Here is a 14261-nt window from a genome sequence, read left to right on the forward strand (position 1 = left end):
GGAGCCTTGTCGATCTGGTCGTAGGCCGTGAAGGTGGCTCCGCCGGTCTCGGCCAGAACCTTGGTGATCGCCGCAGTCAACGAGGTCTTGCCATGGTCAACGTGACCGATGGTGCCGATGTTGCAGTGCGGCTTGTTGCGCTCGAATTTCGCCTTAGCCATTTTTCAACCCGTCTGATCGCGGCGGCTGCCGCATGGTTCAATACCTGGACCCCGGTCGGGCCGCCGTAAGCGCGGATGGAGCGGGTGAGGGGAATCGAACCCCCGTCATCAGCTTGGAAGGCTGTTGCTCTACCATTGAGCTACACCCGCCAATCCGTCCACGCGACCTCACCACCCGGCGCTTTCCCGAGAAGCGTACTCCGCCTCCCCGGGAACATCCGAGAAGAGTTTGGTGGAGGGAGAAGGATTCGAACCTTCGTAGACTTCCGTCGGCAGATTTACAGTCTGCTGCCATTGACCGCTCGGCCACCCCTCCCCATCCTCTACCACCAGCGAAAGCCGGGGGCGACGGGAGCGCTGTACTATGGGAATTTGCCAGCGCTTGTCAATCCGAAAATGACTCACTACAACGCTGGCATTGGAGGTACCCCATGAAACCCACACATTCCAGCGACGATTCCCGCCCCTCTCGCCGGGGACGGTCGCCGTCGCGCGGCGGGGGACATCGCGATGGCGGCGACCGGGGCGGCGGCGCTTCGGTCTGGCTGTACGGCACTCACGCGGTGACGGCAGCGCTGGCCAATCCCGAGCGCAAGATCCGCCGGATCGTCGCCACCGCCGAAATGGCCCGCACCCTGCCCCCCTCGCGTCTGCCCCCCGACCTGATGGCCCGCCCGGAAATCGACCGCCTGCTTCCCGCCGGAGCGGTGCACCAGGGCGTCGCGGTGCTGGTCGAGCCCCTGCCCGCCTGGGGCGTCGAGGATGTCGTCCGCGCCGGAGCCCTGACCGAACGGGCGATCGTCGTCGTGCTGGATCAAGTCACCGACCCCCACAATGTCGGAGCGATTCTCCGCTCTGCCGCCGCGTTCGGCGCGTTGGCCGTGATCGTCCCCGACCGCCATGCCCCCGAGGAAACCGGTGCCCTAGCCAAGTCCGCCTCGGGCGCGCTGGAACGGATGCCGCTGGTACGGGTGACCAATCTGGCCCGCGCCCTGGATTTGCTGAAGGATGGCGGATTCTGGATCGCCGGTCTGGCCGCCGACGCCCCCAAGACCCTGGCTCAGGCCGGATTGTCGGGACGGGTGGCGATGGTGTTGGGAGCCGAAGGCGACGGCCTGCGCCGCCTGACCCGCGAGCATTGCGACCATCTGGTCCGGCTGCCGATGACCGGCGAGATGGAAAGCCTTAACGTCTCGAACGCCGCCGCTGTTGCCCTCTACGAACTGGCCCGCGACGCGTAACCCCGATGCGGCGGCGGTCCGGCAGTCGTCTTAGGGCGACGGGGCCGCCGCGCACAGGGCTTCGATATCGCCCGACACGATCAGGGGCAGATGCTGGGTAATCCGCTCGATCGGCCAATCCCACCACGCCAGCCGGTTCAGTCGCTCAATCGTTTCCGGTGGGAAGCGGCTACGGATCGTCCGGGCCGGATTGCCCCCAACGATCGCATAAGCGGGCACGTCGGCGGTCACCACCGAACGGGACGAAATGATCGCACCATTGCCGATCGTAACCCCCGGCATCACCAAAACGTCGTAGCCGATCCAGACATCGTTGCCGACCAATGTGTCGCCCTTATAGGGCAGATCGGCCGGGTCGGGCGCCACCGTTTCCCAACCATTGCCGAAAATATAAAACGGATAGGTAGAAAATCCCGACATCTTGTGATTGGCGCCGTTCATGATGAATTTGACGCCACGAGCCAGGGCACAGAACTTCCCGATCACCAATTTGTCGCCGATAAACGGGAAGTGATAGAGGACATTCCGCTCGAACTCTTCCGACCCGTCCGGGTCGTCGTAATACGTGTATTCGCCGATTTCGATATTGGGATTGGATACGGTGTTGCGGACGAAGCACACCTGAGGAAATCCCGCCATCGGATGGGGATTACGCGGGTCCGGACCCATCGCCATCGAACGGATTCTCCCTAAACGTCCTGACCGGCGCGGATCGCGTCAACGATGTCCTTCATGCTGCGGACCTCGACGCGAGAGGTCGCCGTGGTCGGGATCGCGGCGCGGAAGCCTCCCCCCTCGGACAGCGAGATCGTCACGGCGGCGGAATTGGAAACCGCCGCCGGAACCGATGCCATCGCCTGGGTCGCGGTCGGATCGGTCGCTGGAGCCGGATCGGACGGAGCCGCCTGTTGCGCGGCCAATTGCGCCGCCGCCTGCTCGGCGGCAAGGTCGGGACGCGGTTCAGGCCGCAGCGCCGCCAGATCGGCACGACCTTTGTGGGCGCTGCTGTAACGCGCCTGCACGGAATTATAGAGGCTGGTGACCGAGCGGGCCTCGCGGCTGCCGGGATCGCGGAACAATTCGGGATTGGCCCGCGCCGCCTCGGGCAGCAGGCTGTGGGCGGAATCGTCGGGGGCGCTGGCCATCCCCTCGATCACCCGGACCGCCCCGCCCGCCCCCAGGAAATGGGCGAGATGGAGATCCGACGCGGTGGCGGGCCGCCCCAGCTTGCGTTCCAGAACCTTGGAATTGTCGCGAGCATATTCGGCGGCCATCATCGCCGATAATTCAGGATCCTTACGCAATTCGAGCACCGCCGCCTTCATCGTCTTGTCGGCGATGTCGAGGCGGCCGTTCGGCCCCCGAGTGATCGCGGCGGCCTGTTCGCTCAGCCCATGCTTGGCCCCATGGCGGCGCACCATGTCCATCCAGGTCTGACTGGTGAACTGGAACAGCCCCGCCGCCGAAGAGCGGGTATTGCAGGCCTGGGGATCGAGTCCGCTTTCCCGCGCGGCCTGGGCCAGCAGATAATCGAACGAAACCCCGGTGGCGCTGGCGGCCTCGCGGATGCCGGTGACGACCCGGCTCGTCCCGGACGCGGAGGCAATCTGGCTGGCAGTCGTGTCGGCGGTCGGAGTCTGCATGGGCGACCTCGCGGTTTGGCGACGTCCCGATCCTAACAGAAATTAGTTACCGAGACTTCACCGGCTCTCCCTGAAAGATGGGATGTTCGACCCGATCGCCAAGATGCAGCCCGAAGCGGGCAGCGCTGCCCGCCGGGAGTTCCAGCACGCCCAGCACCATCTGGGCCGGGCCGCGCGGCTGGAGTGAGCCGGGCTCGGCGTTTTGCTCGATATGGACGATCCGCCCCCCGGCATCGAGGAACAACATGTCGAGCGGAATCAGGGTGTTCTTCATCCACATCGCCACCATCCGGGGCCGACCGAAATCAAACAGCATCCCGGTATCCGGGGCGAGAGAGTGGCGAAACATCAGCCCCTGCTCCAATTGCGCCGGTGTCGTCGCCAGTTCGACCGCCAGGGCGGTGCGGTGACCATCCCGTGCGGCGACCAGATCGACCCGCGACGCGCCGAACTCAACCGTCTGGGCGGCCCAAGACGGCGCGCCCGTCATCAGCCCGATCAGCAACGCCAGCGCCAGCCCCATCCGTCCGACCCGCATCCCCATTCTCCTTCGATTGCTGGCCTCCGTGCCGCCCAGCATCGTGGCGACAGCGAACCGGCGACGCAAGCCGGTGGATTCCGATAAAATTTTATCAGTATTTATTTCAAATAAGCTATAAATACAAAATGTCACGTTTAGATACATTTTCTGTTTTAATTCCTGAGAATCATGCTAATTTAGGTATAGCTGTGCCGATGGAATAATAAAACCCCCGGCATAACTGTCGGAAACACCGTCCTGGGGGAACCCCGCCATCCCCACCCCCCTTGACGAACGTGGCGCGGCGCGAAGCGCGGTGCCGATCTTTTCCGGCTCAGACGAAGGGGGTACCGTCCCTGTGTCGGTACCCCCTTTGTCTGTTACCCCACCCCCGACCAGATCACCGCTTGAAGCGTCTGGAATCCGGGGCGCATCCGGGGTACACCATTCCTTCGACTTCACTTGCGCGAAGGCCTTGCCCTTGAAAGCCGCGATCATCGTTTTCCCCGGCTCCAACTGCGACCGCGACGTCGCCGTGGTGCTGGAAGCCAGCCTGGGCTACCGCCCCCTGATGGTATGGCACCGCGACACCGACCTGCCCGACCTCGATCTGATCGTCGTGCCGGGCGGGTTCTCCTATGGCGACTATCTGCGCTGTGGCGCGATGGCGGCCCACTCGCCGGTTCTGCGCGAGGTCAAGGCCCGCGCCGAGAAGGGAACCCGCGTGCTGGGCATCTGCAACGGCTTCCAGATTTTGACCGAAGCCGGTCTGCTCCCCGGTGTGCTGATGCGCAACCGCGATCTGCGCTTCATCTGCCGCGACGTCCACCTTCGGGTCGAGACCGACGCGACCGACTTCACCCGCGGCTATCAGGCCGGGCAGGTGGTGCGGTTCCCGATCGCTCATGCCGAGGGCAATTTCTTTGCCGATGCCGAAACGGTCAAGGCGATCGAGGGCAACGGTCAGGTCGCGTTCCGCTATTGCGATGCCGATGGCGCGGTGACCGAGGCGGCCAACCCCAACGGCTCGCTCGGCAACATTGCCGGTATCTACAATCCCGGCCGCACCGTGCTGGGCCTGATGCCGCATCCCGAGCGGCTGGCCGAAGACCTGCTTGGCGGGTCGGATGGCAAGACGATGTTCGATTCCCTGGTGGAGGCCCTGTCTTGACCGCGATCACCCCCGACATCATCGCCCAGCATGGCCTGAAGCCTGATGAGTACGCCAAGGTTCTCGAAATCCTGGGCCGCGAGCCCAATCTGACCGAACTCGGTATCTTCTCGGTGATGTGGTCCGAGCATTGCTCGTACAAATCCTCGAAGAAGTGGCTGAAGACCCTGCCGACCAAGGCGCCCTGGGTGATCCGTGGTCCGGGCGAGAATGCCGGTGTCATCGACATCGGCGACAATCAGGCGATCATCTTCAAGATGGAAAGCCACAACCACCCCAGCTTCATCGAGCCCTATCAGGGCGCGGCGACCGGGGTCGGCGGCATCCTGCGCGACGTCTTCACCATGGGCGCGCGGCCGATCGCCAACCTCAACGCGCTCCGCTTCGGCGATCCCGCTCACCCCAAGACCCGTCATCTTGTCGCGGGCGTGGTGTCGGGCATCGGCGGCTATGGCAATTGCGTCGGCGTGCCGACGGTGGGGGGCGAGGTTAATTTCCACCCCTCCTACAACGGCAACATCCTGGTCAACGCGATGACCGTCGGTCTGGCCGACAAGGACCGGATTTTCTATTCCGCCGCCGCCGGGATCGGTAATCCGGTGGTCTATGTGGGCTCGAAGACCGGGCGTGACGGCATCCACGGCGCGACGATGGCCTCGGCCGAGTTCGACGAGAAGTCCGAGGAAAAGCGTCCGACCGTCCAGGTCGGCGACCCCTTCACCGAAAAGCTGCTGATCGAAGCCTGTCTGGAACTGATGGCGACCGATGCGATCGTCGCGATCCAGGACATGGGCGCCGCCGGTCTGACCTCGTCCTCGTTCGAGATGGCCTCGAAGGGCGGGCTGGGGATCGAGATGAATCTCGACCTCGTGCCGATGCGCGAAGAGGGGATGAGCGCCTACGAGATCATGCTGTCGGAATCCCAGGAACGGATGCTGATGGTGATCAAGCCGGGCCGCGAGGATCTGGCCCGCGCCGTGTTCGAGAAGTGGGAACTCGATTTCGCCATCGTCGGCCATCTGACCGACACCGGGCGGATGGTGCTGTCGCGCCATGGCGAAATCGTCGCCGATCTGCCGATCGACCCGCTGGCGCTGGCTTCGCCGGAATATGACCGCCCCTGGGTTCAGCCGACCAAGCGTCAGCCGGTCGATGCCCGCGAGATCGAAACGGTCTGCCCGGTCGAAGCGTTGAAGACTCTGCTGGGTACCCCTGACCTCGCCTCGCGGCGCTGGATCTGGGAACAGTACGACCACATGGTGATGGGCGACACCGTCCAGCGTCCGGGCGGAGATGCCGCCGTGGTCCGCGTCCACGCCACCGGCAAGGGCGTCGCGATCACCACCGACGTCACCCCCCGCTATGTCGTCGCCGACCCCTATGAGGGCGGCCGTCAGGCGGTGGCCGAGGCTTATCGCAACCTGTCCGCCGTCGGCGCGCTGCCGCTCGCCGTCACCGACAATCTGAATTTCGGCAATCCGGAAAAGCCCGAGATCATGGGCCAGATCGTCGAGGCGATCCGGGGCATGGGTCAGGCTTGTCGCGAGTTGGACTTCCCGGTCGTGTCGGGCAACGTCTCGCTTTACAACGAGACCCAGGGCGAAGCGATCCTGCCCACCCCGGCAATCGGTGGTGTCGGTCTGCTGGCCGATGTCAGCCGCAGCGCCACGATCGACATCAAAGGCACGGGCAACGCGATCGTCCTGATCGGCGAGACCAAGGGCTGGCTGGGGGCTTCGCTGTATCTGCGCGAAATCTGCGGCCGCGAGGAAGGCTCGCCGCCGCCGGTCGCCCTGCACCGCGAGCGCCGCGCCGGTGAGCTGGTCCGCCAGTTGATCGGCGACGGTCTGGTCCAGGCCAGCCACGACATTTCCGACGGCGGCCTGCTGGTCGCGGTCGCCGAAATGGCGATGGCCTCGAAGGATCAGATCGGTGTTGCCCTCGATGCGCCGTCCACCCTGCCGCTGCACGCCTGGTGCTTTGGCGAGGATCAGGGCCGTTACGTCCTTGAGGTCCGCGACGACGATCTTCCCACCGTGCTGGAAGAAGCGGTCGAGCACGACACCGCCGTCCGGGTGATCGGTCGTACCGGCGGCCATGTCATCAGCGTCGGTGGCCGCGCCATCGCCATCGAGGAACTGGTCAAGGTGCACGAAGGCTGGCTGCCCGCCTACATGAACGGCACCGTCGAGTAATCTGGTCAGAGGGTGAAGGCGGGCTTCGGCCCGCCTTTGCCGTCTGGCTTTCCGCGAAGGACACCCCATCATGCCGATGTCCGCAGCCGAAATCGAAGCGCTAATCCGCTCCGGCCTGCCTGATGCCAAGGTGGTGATTGAGGATTTGCGCGGCGACGGCGATCATTATTCCGCGCTGGTGGTCTCGCCCAGCTTTACCGGCCTGTCGCGGGTGCGCCGCCATCAGGCGGTCTATGACGCGCTGGGCGGTAAGATGGGCGGCGATCTCCACGCCTTGATGCTGAAGACCCTGACGCCCGAGGAAGAGGGGGCATAGAGTTTGACCGGGTTTAAGGGAAAACACCCGACCCGTCTTGGCCGGGCTTGACCCGGCCATCCCCTTGGCGCCGCCTAATCCAATGTTTCCAATGACTTTTCGGCCCTGCCCCATCGACCCCCGGGTCAAGCCCGGGGGCGACGGCCGCCAAAGCAATATCGTTAAAGTCTGATTTTGCCCCCTCCCACCGGGAGAGGGGGCATCGCGTCGGGCAAAAGCCTGTTTGGCCCCTCGCCTAGGCCTGCATCCGGGCGCGGAAATAGGCGATGGTGCGTTCCAGCCCTTCTTCCAGCGTCACCTTCGGCGTCCAGCCCAGCGTTTCCTTGGCCAGGGTGATGTCGGGGCGGCGCTGCAACGGATCGTCGGCGGGCAGCGGCTGGAACACGACGCCGGATTTCGATCCGACCATCTCCACCACCATCTCGGCCAGTTCACGCACCGTCATTTCGCGCGGATTGCCGATATTGATCGGGCCGGTGACATCGTCGCCGGTCGCCATCAGGCGCAGGAAGCCTTCGATCAGATCGTCAACGAAGCAGAAGCTGCGGGTCTGGCTGCCGTCGCCATAAAGGGTGATCGGACGGCCTTCCAGCGCCTGGACGATGAAGTTTGACACCACCCGGCCATCGTCGGGATGCATCCGCGGCCCATAGGTGTTGAAGATGCGAGCAACCTTGATCCGCAACCCGTGCTGACGCCAGTAATCGAAGAACAGGGTTTCGGCGCAGCGCTTGCCTTCGTCATAGCAGGCGCGCGGGCCGATCGGATTGACGCTGCCGCGATAATTTTCGGTCTGGGGGTGAACTTCGGGATCGCCATAGACCTCGGAGGTCGAAGCCTGGAAGATCTTCGCGCCGACCCGCTTGGCCAGCCCCAGCATGTTGATCGCGCCGTGAACGCTGGTCTTGGTGGTCTGAACCGGATCGCGCTGGTAATGCACCGGCGAGGCCGGACAGGCGAGATTGTAAATCTCGTCCACTTCGACATAGAGCGGGAAGGTGACGTCATGGCGCATCAGCTCGAAATACGGATTGCCGAGCAGATGAGCGATGTTGTCCTTGGTCCCGGTGAACAGATTGTCGGCGCACAGGACGTCGCAGCCTTCGTCGAGCAGACGCTCGCACAGATGTGACCCCAGAAAGCCCGCGCCGCCGGTAACCAGAACCCGCTTGCGACCATATTTCATCACTTTGTGCCCTTTCGTCCGGAACTCCGTTTTCTAAGGGACGCGAAGGACGATGACAAGGCGCATCCACGAGAGGGGATCGAAAGAGTTGCGGACGGTGTGCTATAGAAACACTCTGGCCTGATCGGGAACCGCTTTCTTCGGCACGCGGTTCCGCCGCGGAGTGGGATGCTTTGAGCGAACGTGAATCCATGGAATTCGATGTCGTGATCGTCGGCGGAGGCCCGGCGGGTCTGACCGCGGCGATCCGGTTGAAGCAGATCGATCCCGATCTCACCGTCTGCGTCCTGGAAAAAGGATCGGAGATCGGCGCGCACATCCTGTCCGGTGCCGTGCTGGAACCGCGCACCCTGGCCGAGCTGTTCCCCGACTGGCGAGAGCGCGGCGCACCGCTGCACACTCCCGCCAGCGACGATTCATTCTATTATCTGACCGAAAGCCGGGCGATCCGGCTGCCGACGCCGCCGACGATGAACAATCACGGCAATTACATCATCTCGCTCGGCAATTTCGCCCGCTGGCTGGCGACCCAGGCCGAGGCGCTGGGGGTCGAGATTTTCGCGGGCTTTGCCGCCGCCGAGGTGTTGTACGACGAATCCGGCGCGGTCCGGGGCGTTGCCACCGGCGACATGGGGGTCGGCAAGGATGGCGAGCCCGGCCCCAACTTCACCCCCGGCGTTGAATTGCTGGCCCGCCAGACCCTGTTCGCCGAGGGCTGCCGCGGCAGCCTGACCAAGACCTTGTTCGAACGGTTCGATCTGCGCCGCGAGTGCGATGTCCAGACCTATGGCATCGGCATCAAGGAATTGTGGGAAATCGATCCCGCCCAGCACCATCCCGGCAAGATCGTTCACTCGGTCGGCTGGCCGATGGATGCCAAGACCTATGGCGGAGCCTTCCTCTACCATCTCGAAGACAATCAGGTCGCGGTCGGCTTCGTTGTCGGGCTGGATTACGCCAACCCGCATCTGTCGCCGTTCGACGAGTTCCAGCGGTTCAAGACCCATCCGGCGATCCGCCCGACCTTCGAAGGCGGACGGCGGATTTCCTATGGTGCCCGCGCTTTGTCCGAGGGCGGATTGCAATCGATCCCCAAGCTGACCTTCCCCGGCGGCGCGCTGATCGGCGATACCGCCGGTTTCCTCAACGTCCCCAAGGTCAAGGGCACCCATACCGCGATGAAATCGGCGATGGTCGCGGCCGAGGCGGTGGCCAAGGCATTGGGCAGCGGCGCGGCTCCCTCGGGCGATCTCAGCGATTATCCCGCCGCCCTGCGGCAAAGCTGGCTGTGGGACGAGTTGTACCGCGCCCGCAACGTCCGCCCCAGCTTCCACTGGGGTCTGTGGGGTGGTCTGGCCTATTCCGCCTTCGATTATGAAATTCTGCGCGGCCGCGCGCCGTGGACGCTGAAGCACCGGGCCGATCATCTCGCGCTCGGCAAGGCCGCCGATTATCCGGCGATCGCCTATCCCAAGCCGGACGGCATCGTCAGCTTCGACAAGCTGTCCAGCGTGTTCATCTCGAACACCAATCACGAGGAGAACCAGCCGTCGCATCTGAAGCTGACCGATCCCGCCATTCCGGTTTCGGTCAATCTGCCGCTGTATGATGCGCCCGAGCAGCGTTACTGTCCGGCCGGGGTCTATGAGATCGTGGCCGCGACCGACTCCGCCCCACCCCGCCTTCAGATCAACGCGCAGAATTGCGTGCATTGCAAGACCTGCGACATCAAGGATCCGACCCAGAACATCACCTGGACGGTTCCCGAAGGTGGCGGTGGACCCAACTACCCCAACATGTAAAGCTGGGGACAGACATCAGCAGGGATCGGTGCCGTCGCTGTTCGGCGGCACCCTCCCCTAGGAAGCCATCCATGCGGAAACGGTGCATCAACAGAACACCGCCGGCCCTGGCCTTGGCGGCGGCGTTGGCGGCAGCGAGCCTGACGGCCTGCAACACACCGACGGGTCCCGTGCCGTCTTCGACCAGTACGACGGCCCACGAACCCAGCGGCCTGGGTGCCTATATGGCCGGGCGGTTCGCCTATGCCCATGGCGACACCCGCGCCGCCGCTCAATTGCTGTCGGTCGCCGCCGCCGCCGACCGCGACAATACCGAATTGCAGCAGCTCGCCTTTACCCTGCTGCTCGCCGAGGGACGGCTCGACGAGGCCGCGCCGCTGGCTGAACGGCTGTTGCTGATCGACGAGGAAGCGCCGCTGCCGACGATGCTGTTGGGCATCCGCGCCGCGTCGAAGGGCGATTTTGCCGCCGCGCAAAAGCGGTTCGAGACGATGCCGCGCAAGGGGTTGAACGCCTTTCTCGCGCCCTTGATGCTGGCCTGGAGCCGTGAAGGCCAGGACGATCCCGACGGCGCCCTGGCTCTGCTGGCGCCCAGTGGAGCCGCCGCCGCCTTCGCCCCGGTGTTCGAACTCCACGCCGGGATGGTCGCCGATCTGGCCGGGCGTCCGGCCGAGGCCGAGCGTCATCTCCGCGCCGCGCTGGAGGCACAGAGCAGTCTGCGCGCCGTCGAAACCGCCGGAGCCTTTTTCCAGCGCAGCGGCCGCCTCGACGAGGCCCGGGCGCTGTATACCCGCTATCATGCCGGGCAGCCCGACCGCTCGCTGTTCGACGGCGAGCGCGCCTTGAAGGCCGGAAGCAACGTTCCGCGCTCGGTCACCAGTGCCGGAGACGGGTTGGCCGAATCGCTGTTCGACACCGCCTCTCTGGCCCGTCAGGGCGGGGCCAACGATCTGGCCCTGGTGTTCGCCCGACTGGCGCTGGGGATACGGCCGAACTTCCCGTTATGCCAATTGCTGCTGGCCGACGTGCTGAGCCGTCAGGGACGGCTGGACGAGGCCGAGCCGATCTATCACGCGATCGACCCCGCCTCTCCGGCGGCCGATTATGCCAAGCTGAGGCTGGCGGTTAATTTCGACGAAGCGGGCCGGACCGAGGACGCGATCGCCGAACTGCGCCGTCTGATCGAGCTGCGGCCAGAGGGCTATGACGCCCCGATGACGCTGGGCGATGTCTATCGCACCCACAAACGCTTTGCCGAAGCGGCCGAGGCTTATGATCTGGCCCTGCGCCGCGCCACGCCCGAGGGAACCGCGCCCAATCCCCAGCTTTGGCCGCTTTATTACGCCCGCGGCATCGCGCTGGAACGTTCGGGGCAATGGCCCCGCGCCGAGGCCGATTTCCTCCAGGCGCTGCGGCTAAAGCCCGAACAGCCCGACGTGCTGAATTATCTGGGCTATAGCTGGGTCGATCAGGGCATCAATCTTGAAGAAGGCCGCTCGCTGCTGGAGCGGGCGGTGCGGCTGCGCCCCAATGACGGGGCCATCGTCGATTCGCTGGGCTGGGCGCTGTACCGGCTGGGCGATTTCGCCGGTGCGGTCAAGTATCTCGAACGCGGCGTCGAGCTGAAACCCGAAGACCCCACCGTCAACGAACATCTGGGCGACGCCCTGTGGCGCAGCGGCCGTATCGACGAAGCCCGCTTCCAGTGGCAACGGGCGTTGACCCTAAATCCCGAGCCGGAACAGATCGAGGCGCTGAAAGCCAAGGTCTCGTCCGGCCAGCTTCCACCCCTGACCGCCAAGTGACCCGCATGACCGAACGTTTTGTTACCGTCGAGGCCCCGGCCAAGGTCAATCTGACCCTTCTCGTGACCGGAAAGCGCCCCGACGGCTATCACCTGCTCGACTCGCTGGTGGCGTTTGCCGGAATCGGCGACACCATCACCGCCCGGCCCGCCGACGGCCTGACCCTGATCGTCGATGGCCCCACCGCCGCCAGCCTGCCCGAGGGCGAAAACATCGTCATCAAGGCCGCCCGCCTGCTGGCCGAGGCGGCGGGTGTTCCGCTCGCCGCCGAAATCCACCTGACCAAGCGTCTGCCGGTCGCCGCCGGGATCGGCGGCGGGTCCGCCGATGCCGCCGCGACCCTAAACGCGCTGTCGCGTCTGTGGCAGATCGACCTGCCGCCCGAGCAGATGCGGGCGCTGGCCCTGTCGATCGGGGCCGATGTCCCGGTCTGTCTGGTCGGACGGCCGACCCGGATGGAAGGCGTCGGCGAGGTGCTGACCCCCGCCCCCGCTTTGCCCCCGTCCTGGCTGGTGCTGGTCAACCCGCTGGTGCCGCTGTCAACGCCGTCGGTGTTCAAGGCCCGCACCGCGTCCTTCTCGACTCCCGATCCGCTGACCCACGCCCCCGCCGACGCCCAGGCTTTGGCCGAGGCTCTGACGGTCCGGCGCAACGATCTGACCGCCCCCGCGATCGCCCTGTTGCCGCTGGTCGGCGAGATGCTGGCGGCGATTGCCGCCCAGCCGGATTGTCTGCTGGCGCGGATGTCGGGATCGGGTGCGACCTGTTTCGGCCTGTTCGCCGACGAGGCCGCCGCCCGCACCGCCGCCGCCGCTCTGTCCGCGCACCAGCCCGGCTGGTGGGTTGCTCCGGCTCCGTTGCTGGGATGAGCGAGCTTCCCCCCGACGCCCCCTTCTGGGAAACCAAGGCGCTGCAAGATCTCAGCCGCGCTGAATGGGAAAGCCTGTGCGACGGCTGCGGCCGCTGCTGTCTGCACAAGCTGGAAGATGCCGATACCGGCGAAATCCATTACACCAACGTCGCCTGCCGATTGCTCGATCTCGGCAAATGCGGGTGCCGCGATTATGCCAATCGCTGGCAACACGTCCCCGACTGCATCCAATTGTCGGCGGTGGTGATTGGCGACCTGGTCTGGCTGCCCTCGACCTGTGCTTACCGGCTGCTGGCCGAGGGAAAGCCGTTGGCGTGGTGGCATCCGCTGGTGTCGGGCGATCCCAACAGCGTCCATCGCGCCGGGATTTCGGTGCGTGGCCGCGCCGTGCCCGAGGGCCGGGCAGGGCCGCTTGATCATCATATTGTTGTCTGGCCCGCCTGACCGCGCTTTCGGTCTAATCCCATCGTTTGACAGGCTTCGTCGAAATGGGGATGATATCGCCGCAGGCAGTCGAGGCGCGCATCCTCTCGGGCGGTCATCGCCCGGGGCAGCTTTCGCAAGTCATTCGGGGAGCGGCATGGCCAAATCAGTTTTGATCGTTGAAGACAACGAATTGAACATGAAGTTGTTCAACGATCTTCTCCAGGCCAACGGTTACAAAACCCTCCAGACCAAAGACGGGCGCGAAGCGGTCGATATCGCCCGCGCCAACCGCCCCGACCTGATTTTGATGGATATCCAGTTGCCCGAGATTTCCGGGCTGGAAATCACCCGGATTCTGAAGGACGACCCCGAGTTACGCTCGATCCCGGTGATTGCGGTCACCGCCTTTGCGATGAAGGGGGATGAGGAGAAAATCCGCGAAGGCGGCTGTGAGGGCTATATTGCCAAGCCGATTTCCGTCGCGAACTTTCTCCAGACCGTCGCCCGCTTTCTCGATTAAGAGGACCCTGCCGGATCAGAGTCCGGCGGCCCGCTTGGCCCCATCGAGCAGACCTTCGGAAATCTGAAGATTAACGTTGATCAGGGTGTTCAGGGTCTCGTCCGGGATCGTGACCCCGTTGCTTAAGGTTCTGGTGGCAACGAAATCGGACAGGCGGAGCAGATTGCCCCGCGCGGTTTCGGTCAAGGTTGCTTCGGGATGAGCGGCAATCGTGCGAATCGCGGTCCAGACGTGAAGATTGTTGTCGAGAGCCGACGCCAGTTGCCCCGGATCGCGCTTTTCGCGGGCGTGATCGAGCAGCAAAGCGGCCTCCGCCAAGCTCTGGGCCTCGAGTTCGGGCAGGGACACAGTGGGTTCGTCCGACATGACGGCACCTCGGTTGCGCGATGAGATTAAACGGACAG

Annotated in this window: 15 protein-coding genes and 2 tRNA genes; 9 read left to right on the plus strand and 8 right to left on the minus strand. The window is 64.7% G+C overall.

Annotated features, from left to right (window positions below; all coding sequences use genetic code 11):
- From K678_RS18220 to K678_RS10395, 3 genes are all read right to left on the minus strand, one after another.
- Nucleotides 1-161, minus strand: a 161-nt coding sequence (locus K678_RS18220; RefSeq protein ID WP_021132405.1) for a GTP-binding protein, incomplete at its 3' end; no start/stop codon positions are given.
- Between the two features lie 76 nt (nucleotides 162-237).
- Nucleotides 238-311: transfer RNA gene (locus tag K678_RS10390), tRNA-Gly, on the minus strand.
- Nucleotides 312-391: 80 nt separating this feature from the next.
- Nucleotides 392-477 (minus strand) — tRNA-Tyr (locus K678_RS10395).
- A 115-nt stretch (nucleotides 478-592) separates the two neighbouring features.
- On the opposite strand from K678_RS10395, the gene rlmB reads away from it, so the two are divergent.
- Entirely contained in the window at nucleotides 593-1402 is an 810-nt protein-coding gene (rlmB, locus tag K678_RS10400) for a 23S rRNA (guanosine(2251)-2'-O)-methyltransferase RlmB (RefSeq protein WP_021132406.1), read from the plus strand.
- 30 nt (nucleotides 1403-1432) lie between these two features.
- Here the strand turns inward: rlmB and K678_RS10405 are convergent, their stop codons facing one another.
- From K678_RS10405 to K678_RS10415, 3 genes are read right to left on the minus strand one after another with little or no spacing between them, the layout of a single operon-like run.
- Nucleotides 1433-2077: a Vat family streptogramin A O-acetyltransferase gene (locus tag K678_RS10405; protein WP_021132407.1), complete on the minus strand. Its 645-nt coding sequence runs from the start codon at nucleotides 2075-2077 to the stop codon at nucleotides 1433-1435.
- A 14-nt stretch (nucleotides 2078-2091) separates the two neighbouring features.
- Entirely contained in the window at nucleotides 2092-3045 is a 954-nt protein-coding gene (locus K678_RS17730) for a transglycosylase SLT domain-containing protein (RefSeq protein ID WP_021132408.1), read from the minus strand.
- Nucleotides 3046-3091: 46 nt separating this feature from the next.
- On the minus strand, nucleotides 3092-3652 hold the full coding sequence (locus K678_RS10415) for a DUF192 domain-containing protein (RefSeq protein WP_231376246.1): 561 nt from the start codon (nucleotides 3650-3652) through the stop codon (nucleotides 3092-3094).
- Nucleotides 3653-4046: 394 nt separating this feature from the next.
- Between K678_RS10415 and purQ the strand changes: the two genes are divergently transcribed.
- The 3 genes from purQ to K678_RS10430 all read left to right on the plus strand — a co-directional run bounded on the left by purQ (nucleotide 4047) and on the right by K678_RS10430 (nucleotide 7247).
- Nucleotides 4047-4736 (plus strand): phosphoribosylformylglycinamidine synthase subunit PurQ, encoded by a 690-nt coding sequence (gene purQ, locus K678_RS10420; protein WP_021132410.1) that lies wholly within the window; start codon nucleotides 4047-4049, stop codon nucleotides 4734-4736.
- Nucleotides 4733-6931 carry a phosphoribosylformylglycinamidine synthase subunit PurL gene (purL, locus tag K678_RS10425; RefSeq protein WP_021132411.1) on the plus strand — a complete coding sequence of 733 codons (2199 nt, stop codon included), beginning with the start codon at nucleotides 4733-4735 and terminating at the stop codon, nucleotides 6929-6931. Before purQ ends, purL begins: the two co-directional genes overlap by 4 nt.
- Nucleotides 6932-7001: 70 nt before the next feature.
- The gene (locus K678_RS10430) at nucleotides 7002-7247 is read left to right on the plus strand and encodes a BolA family protein (protein ID WP_021132412.1); all 246 of its coding nucleotides are present in this window, start codon (nucleotides 7002-7004) and stop codon (nucleotides 7245-7247) included.
- A gap of 235 nt (nucleotides 7248-7482) precedes the next feature.
- On the opposite strand, the gene K678_RS10435 is transcribed toward K678_RS10430, so the two are convergent.
- Nucleotides 7483-8433 (minus strand): UDP-glucuronic acid decarboxylase family protein, encoded by a 951-nt coding sequence (locus tag K678_RS10435; protein ID WP_021132413.1) that lies wholly within the window; start codon nucleotides 8431-8433, stop codon nucleotides 7483-7485.
- 191 nt (nucleotides 8434-8624) lie between these two features.
- Here K678_RS10435 and K678_RS10440 point away from each other — a divergent pair, with 191 nt between their 5' ends.
- The 5 genes from K678_RS10440 (at nucleotide 8625) to K678_RS10460 (ending at nucleotide 13857) form a co-directional block, all read left to right on the plus strand.
- Entirely contained in the window at nucleotides 8625-10235 is a 1611-nt protein-coding gene (locus K678_RS10440) for an electron transfer flavoprotein-ubiquinone oxidoreductase (RefSeq protein ID WP_021132414.1), read from the plus strand.
- A 71-nt stretch (nucleotides 10236-10306) separates the two neighbouring features.
- Nucleotides 10307-12040: a tetratricopeptide repeat protein gene (locus K678_RS10445; RefSeq protein WP_021132415.1), complete on the plus strand. Its 1734-nt coding sequence runs from the start codon at nucleotides 10307-10309 to the stop codon at nucleotides 12038-12040.
- Nucleotides 12041-12045: 5 nt separating this feature from the next.
- Nucleotides 12046-12909, plus strand: a complete 864-nt coding sequence (locus K678_RS10450) for a 4-(cytidine 5'-diphospho)-2-C-methyl-D-erythritol kinase (RefSeq protein WP_021132416.1) — start codon at nucleotides 12046-12048, stop codon at nucleotides 12907-12909.
- Nucleotides 12906-13355 (plus strand): YcgN family cysteine cluster protein, encoded by a 450-nt coding sequence (locus tag K678_RS10455; RefSeq protein WP_021132417.1) that lies wholly within the window; start codon nucleotides 12906-12908, stop codon nucleotides 13353-13355. Before K678_RS10450 ends, K678_RS10455 begins: the two co-directional genes overlap by 4 nt.
- 136 nt (nucleotides 13356-13491) lie before the next feature.
- Entirely contained in the window at nucleotides 13492-13857 is a 366-nt protein-coding gene (locus tag K678_RS10460) for a response regulator (protein WP_021132418.1), read from the plus strand.
- Nucleotides 13858-13872: 15 nt separating this feature from the next.
- Here K678_RS10460 and K678_RS10465 read toward each other — a convergent pair whose 3' ends face one another.
- A complete protein-coding gene (locus K678_RS10465) occupies nucleotides 13873-14223 on the minus strand; it encodes a flagellar biosynthesis regulator FlaF (RefSeq protein WP_021132419.1) in 351 nt (116 codons plus the stop codon).
- Between the last annotated feature and the right edge of the window lie 38 nt (nucleotides 14224-14261).

The organism is Magnetospirillum fulvum MGU-K5, assembly GCF_000442515.1.
GTDB classification, from domain to species: Bacteria; Pseudomonadota; Alphaproteobacteria; order Rhodospirillales; family Magnetospirillaceae; genus Phaeospirillum; species Phaeospirillum fulvum_B.

Bases quoted from the DNA above. Each gene is read 5' to 3' on its own strand.
- K678_RS10460 (WP_021132418.1), top strand. From the start codon at position 13,492: ATGGCCAAATCAGTTTTGATCGTTGAAGACAACGAATTGAACATGAAG.
- K678_RS10435 (WP_021132413.1), bottom strand. From the start codon at position 8,433: ATGAAATATGGTCGCAAGCGGGTTCTGGTTACCGGCGGCGCGGGCTTT.
- K678_RS10430 (WP_021132412.1), top strand. From the start codon at position 7,002: ATGCCGATGTCCGCAGCCGAAATCGAAGCGCTAATCCGCTCCGGCCTG.
- K678_RS10445 (WP_021132415.1), top strand. From the start codon at position 10,307: ATGCGGAAACGGTGCATCAACAGAACACCGCCGGCCCTGGCCTTGGCG.
- K678_RS17730 (WP_021132408.1), bottom strand. From the start codon at position 3,045: ATGCAGACTCCGACCGCCGACACGACTGCCAGCCAGATTGCCTCCGCG.
- K678_RS10465 (WP_021132419.1), bottom strand. From the start codon at position 14,223: ATGTCGGACGAACCCACTGTGTCCCTGCCCGAACTCGAGGCCCAGAGC.
- rlmB (WP_021132406.1), top strand. From the start codon at position 593: ATGAAACCCACACATTCCAGCGACGATTCCCGCCCCTCTCGCCGGGGA.
- K678_RS10450 (WP_021132416.1), top strand. From the start codon at position 12,046: ATGACCGAACGTTTTGTTACCGTCGAGGCCCCGGCCAAGGTCAATCTG.
- K678_RS10405 (WP_021132407.1), bottom strand. From the start codon at position 2,077: ATGGCGATGGGTCCGGACCCGCGTAATCCCCATCCGATGGCGGGATTT.
- K678_RS10440 (WP_021132414.1), top strand. From the start codon at position 8,625: ATGGAATTCGATGTCGTGATCGTCGGCGGAGGCCCGGCGGGTCTGACC.
- K678_RS10455 (WP_021132417.1), top strand. From the start codon at position 12,906: ATGAGCGAGCTTCCCCCCGACGCCCCCTTCTGGGAAACCAAGGCGCTG.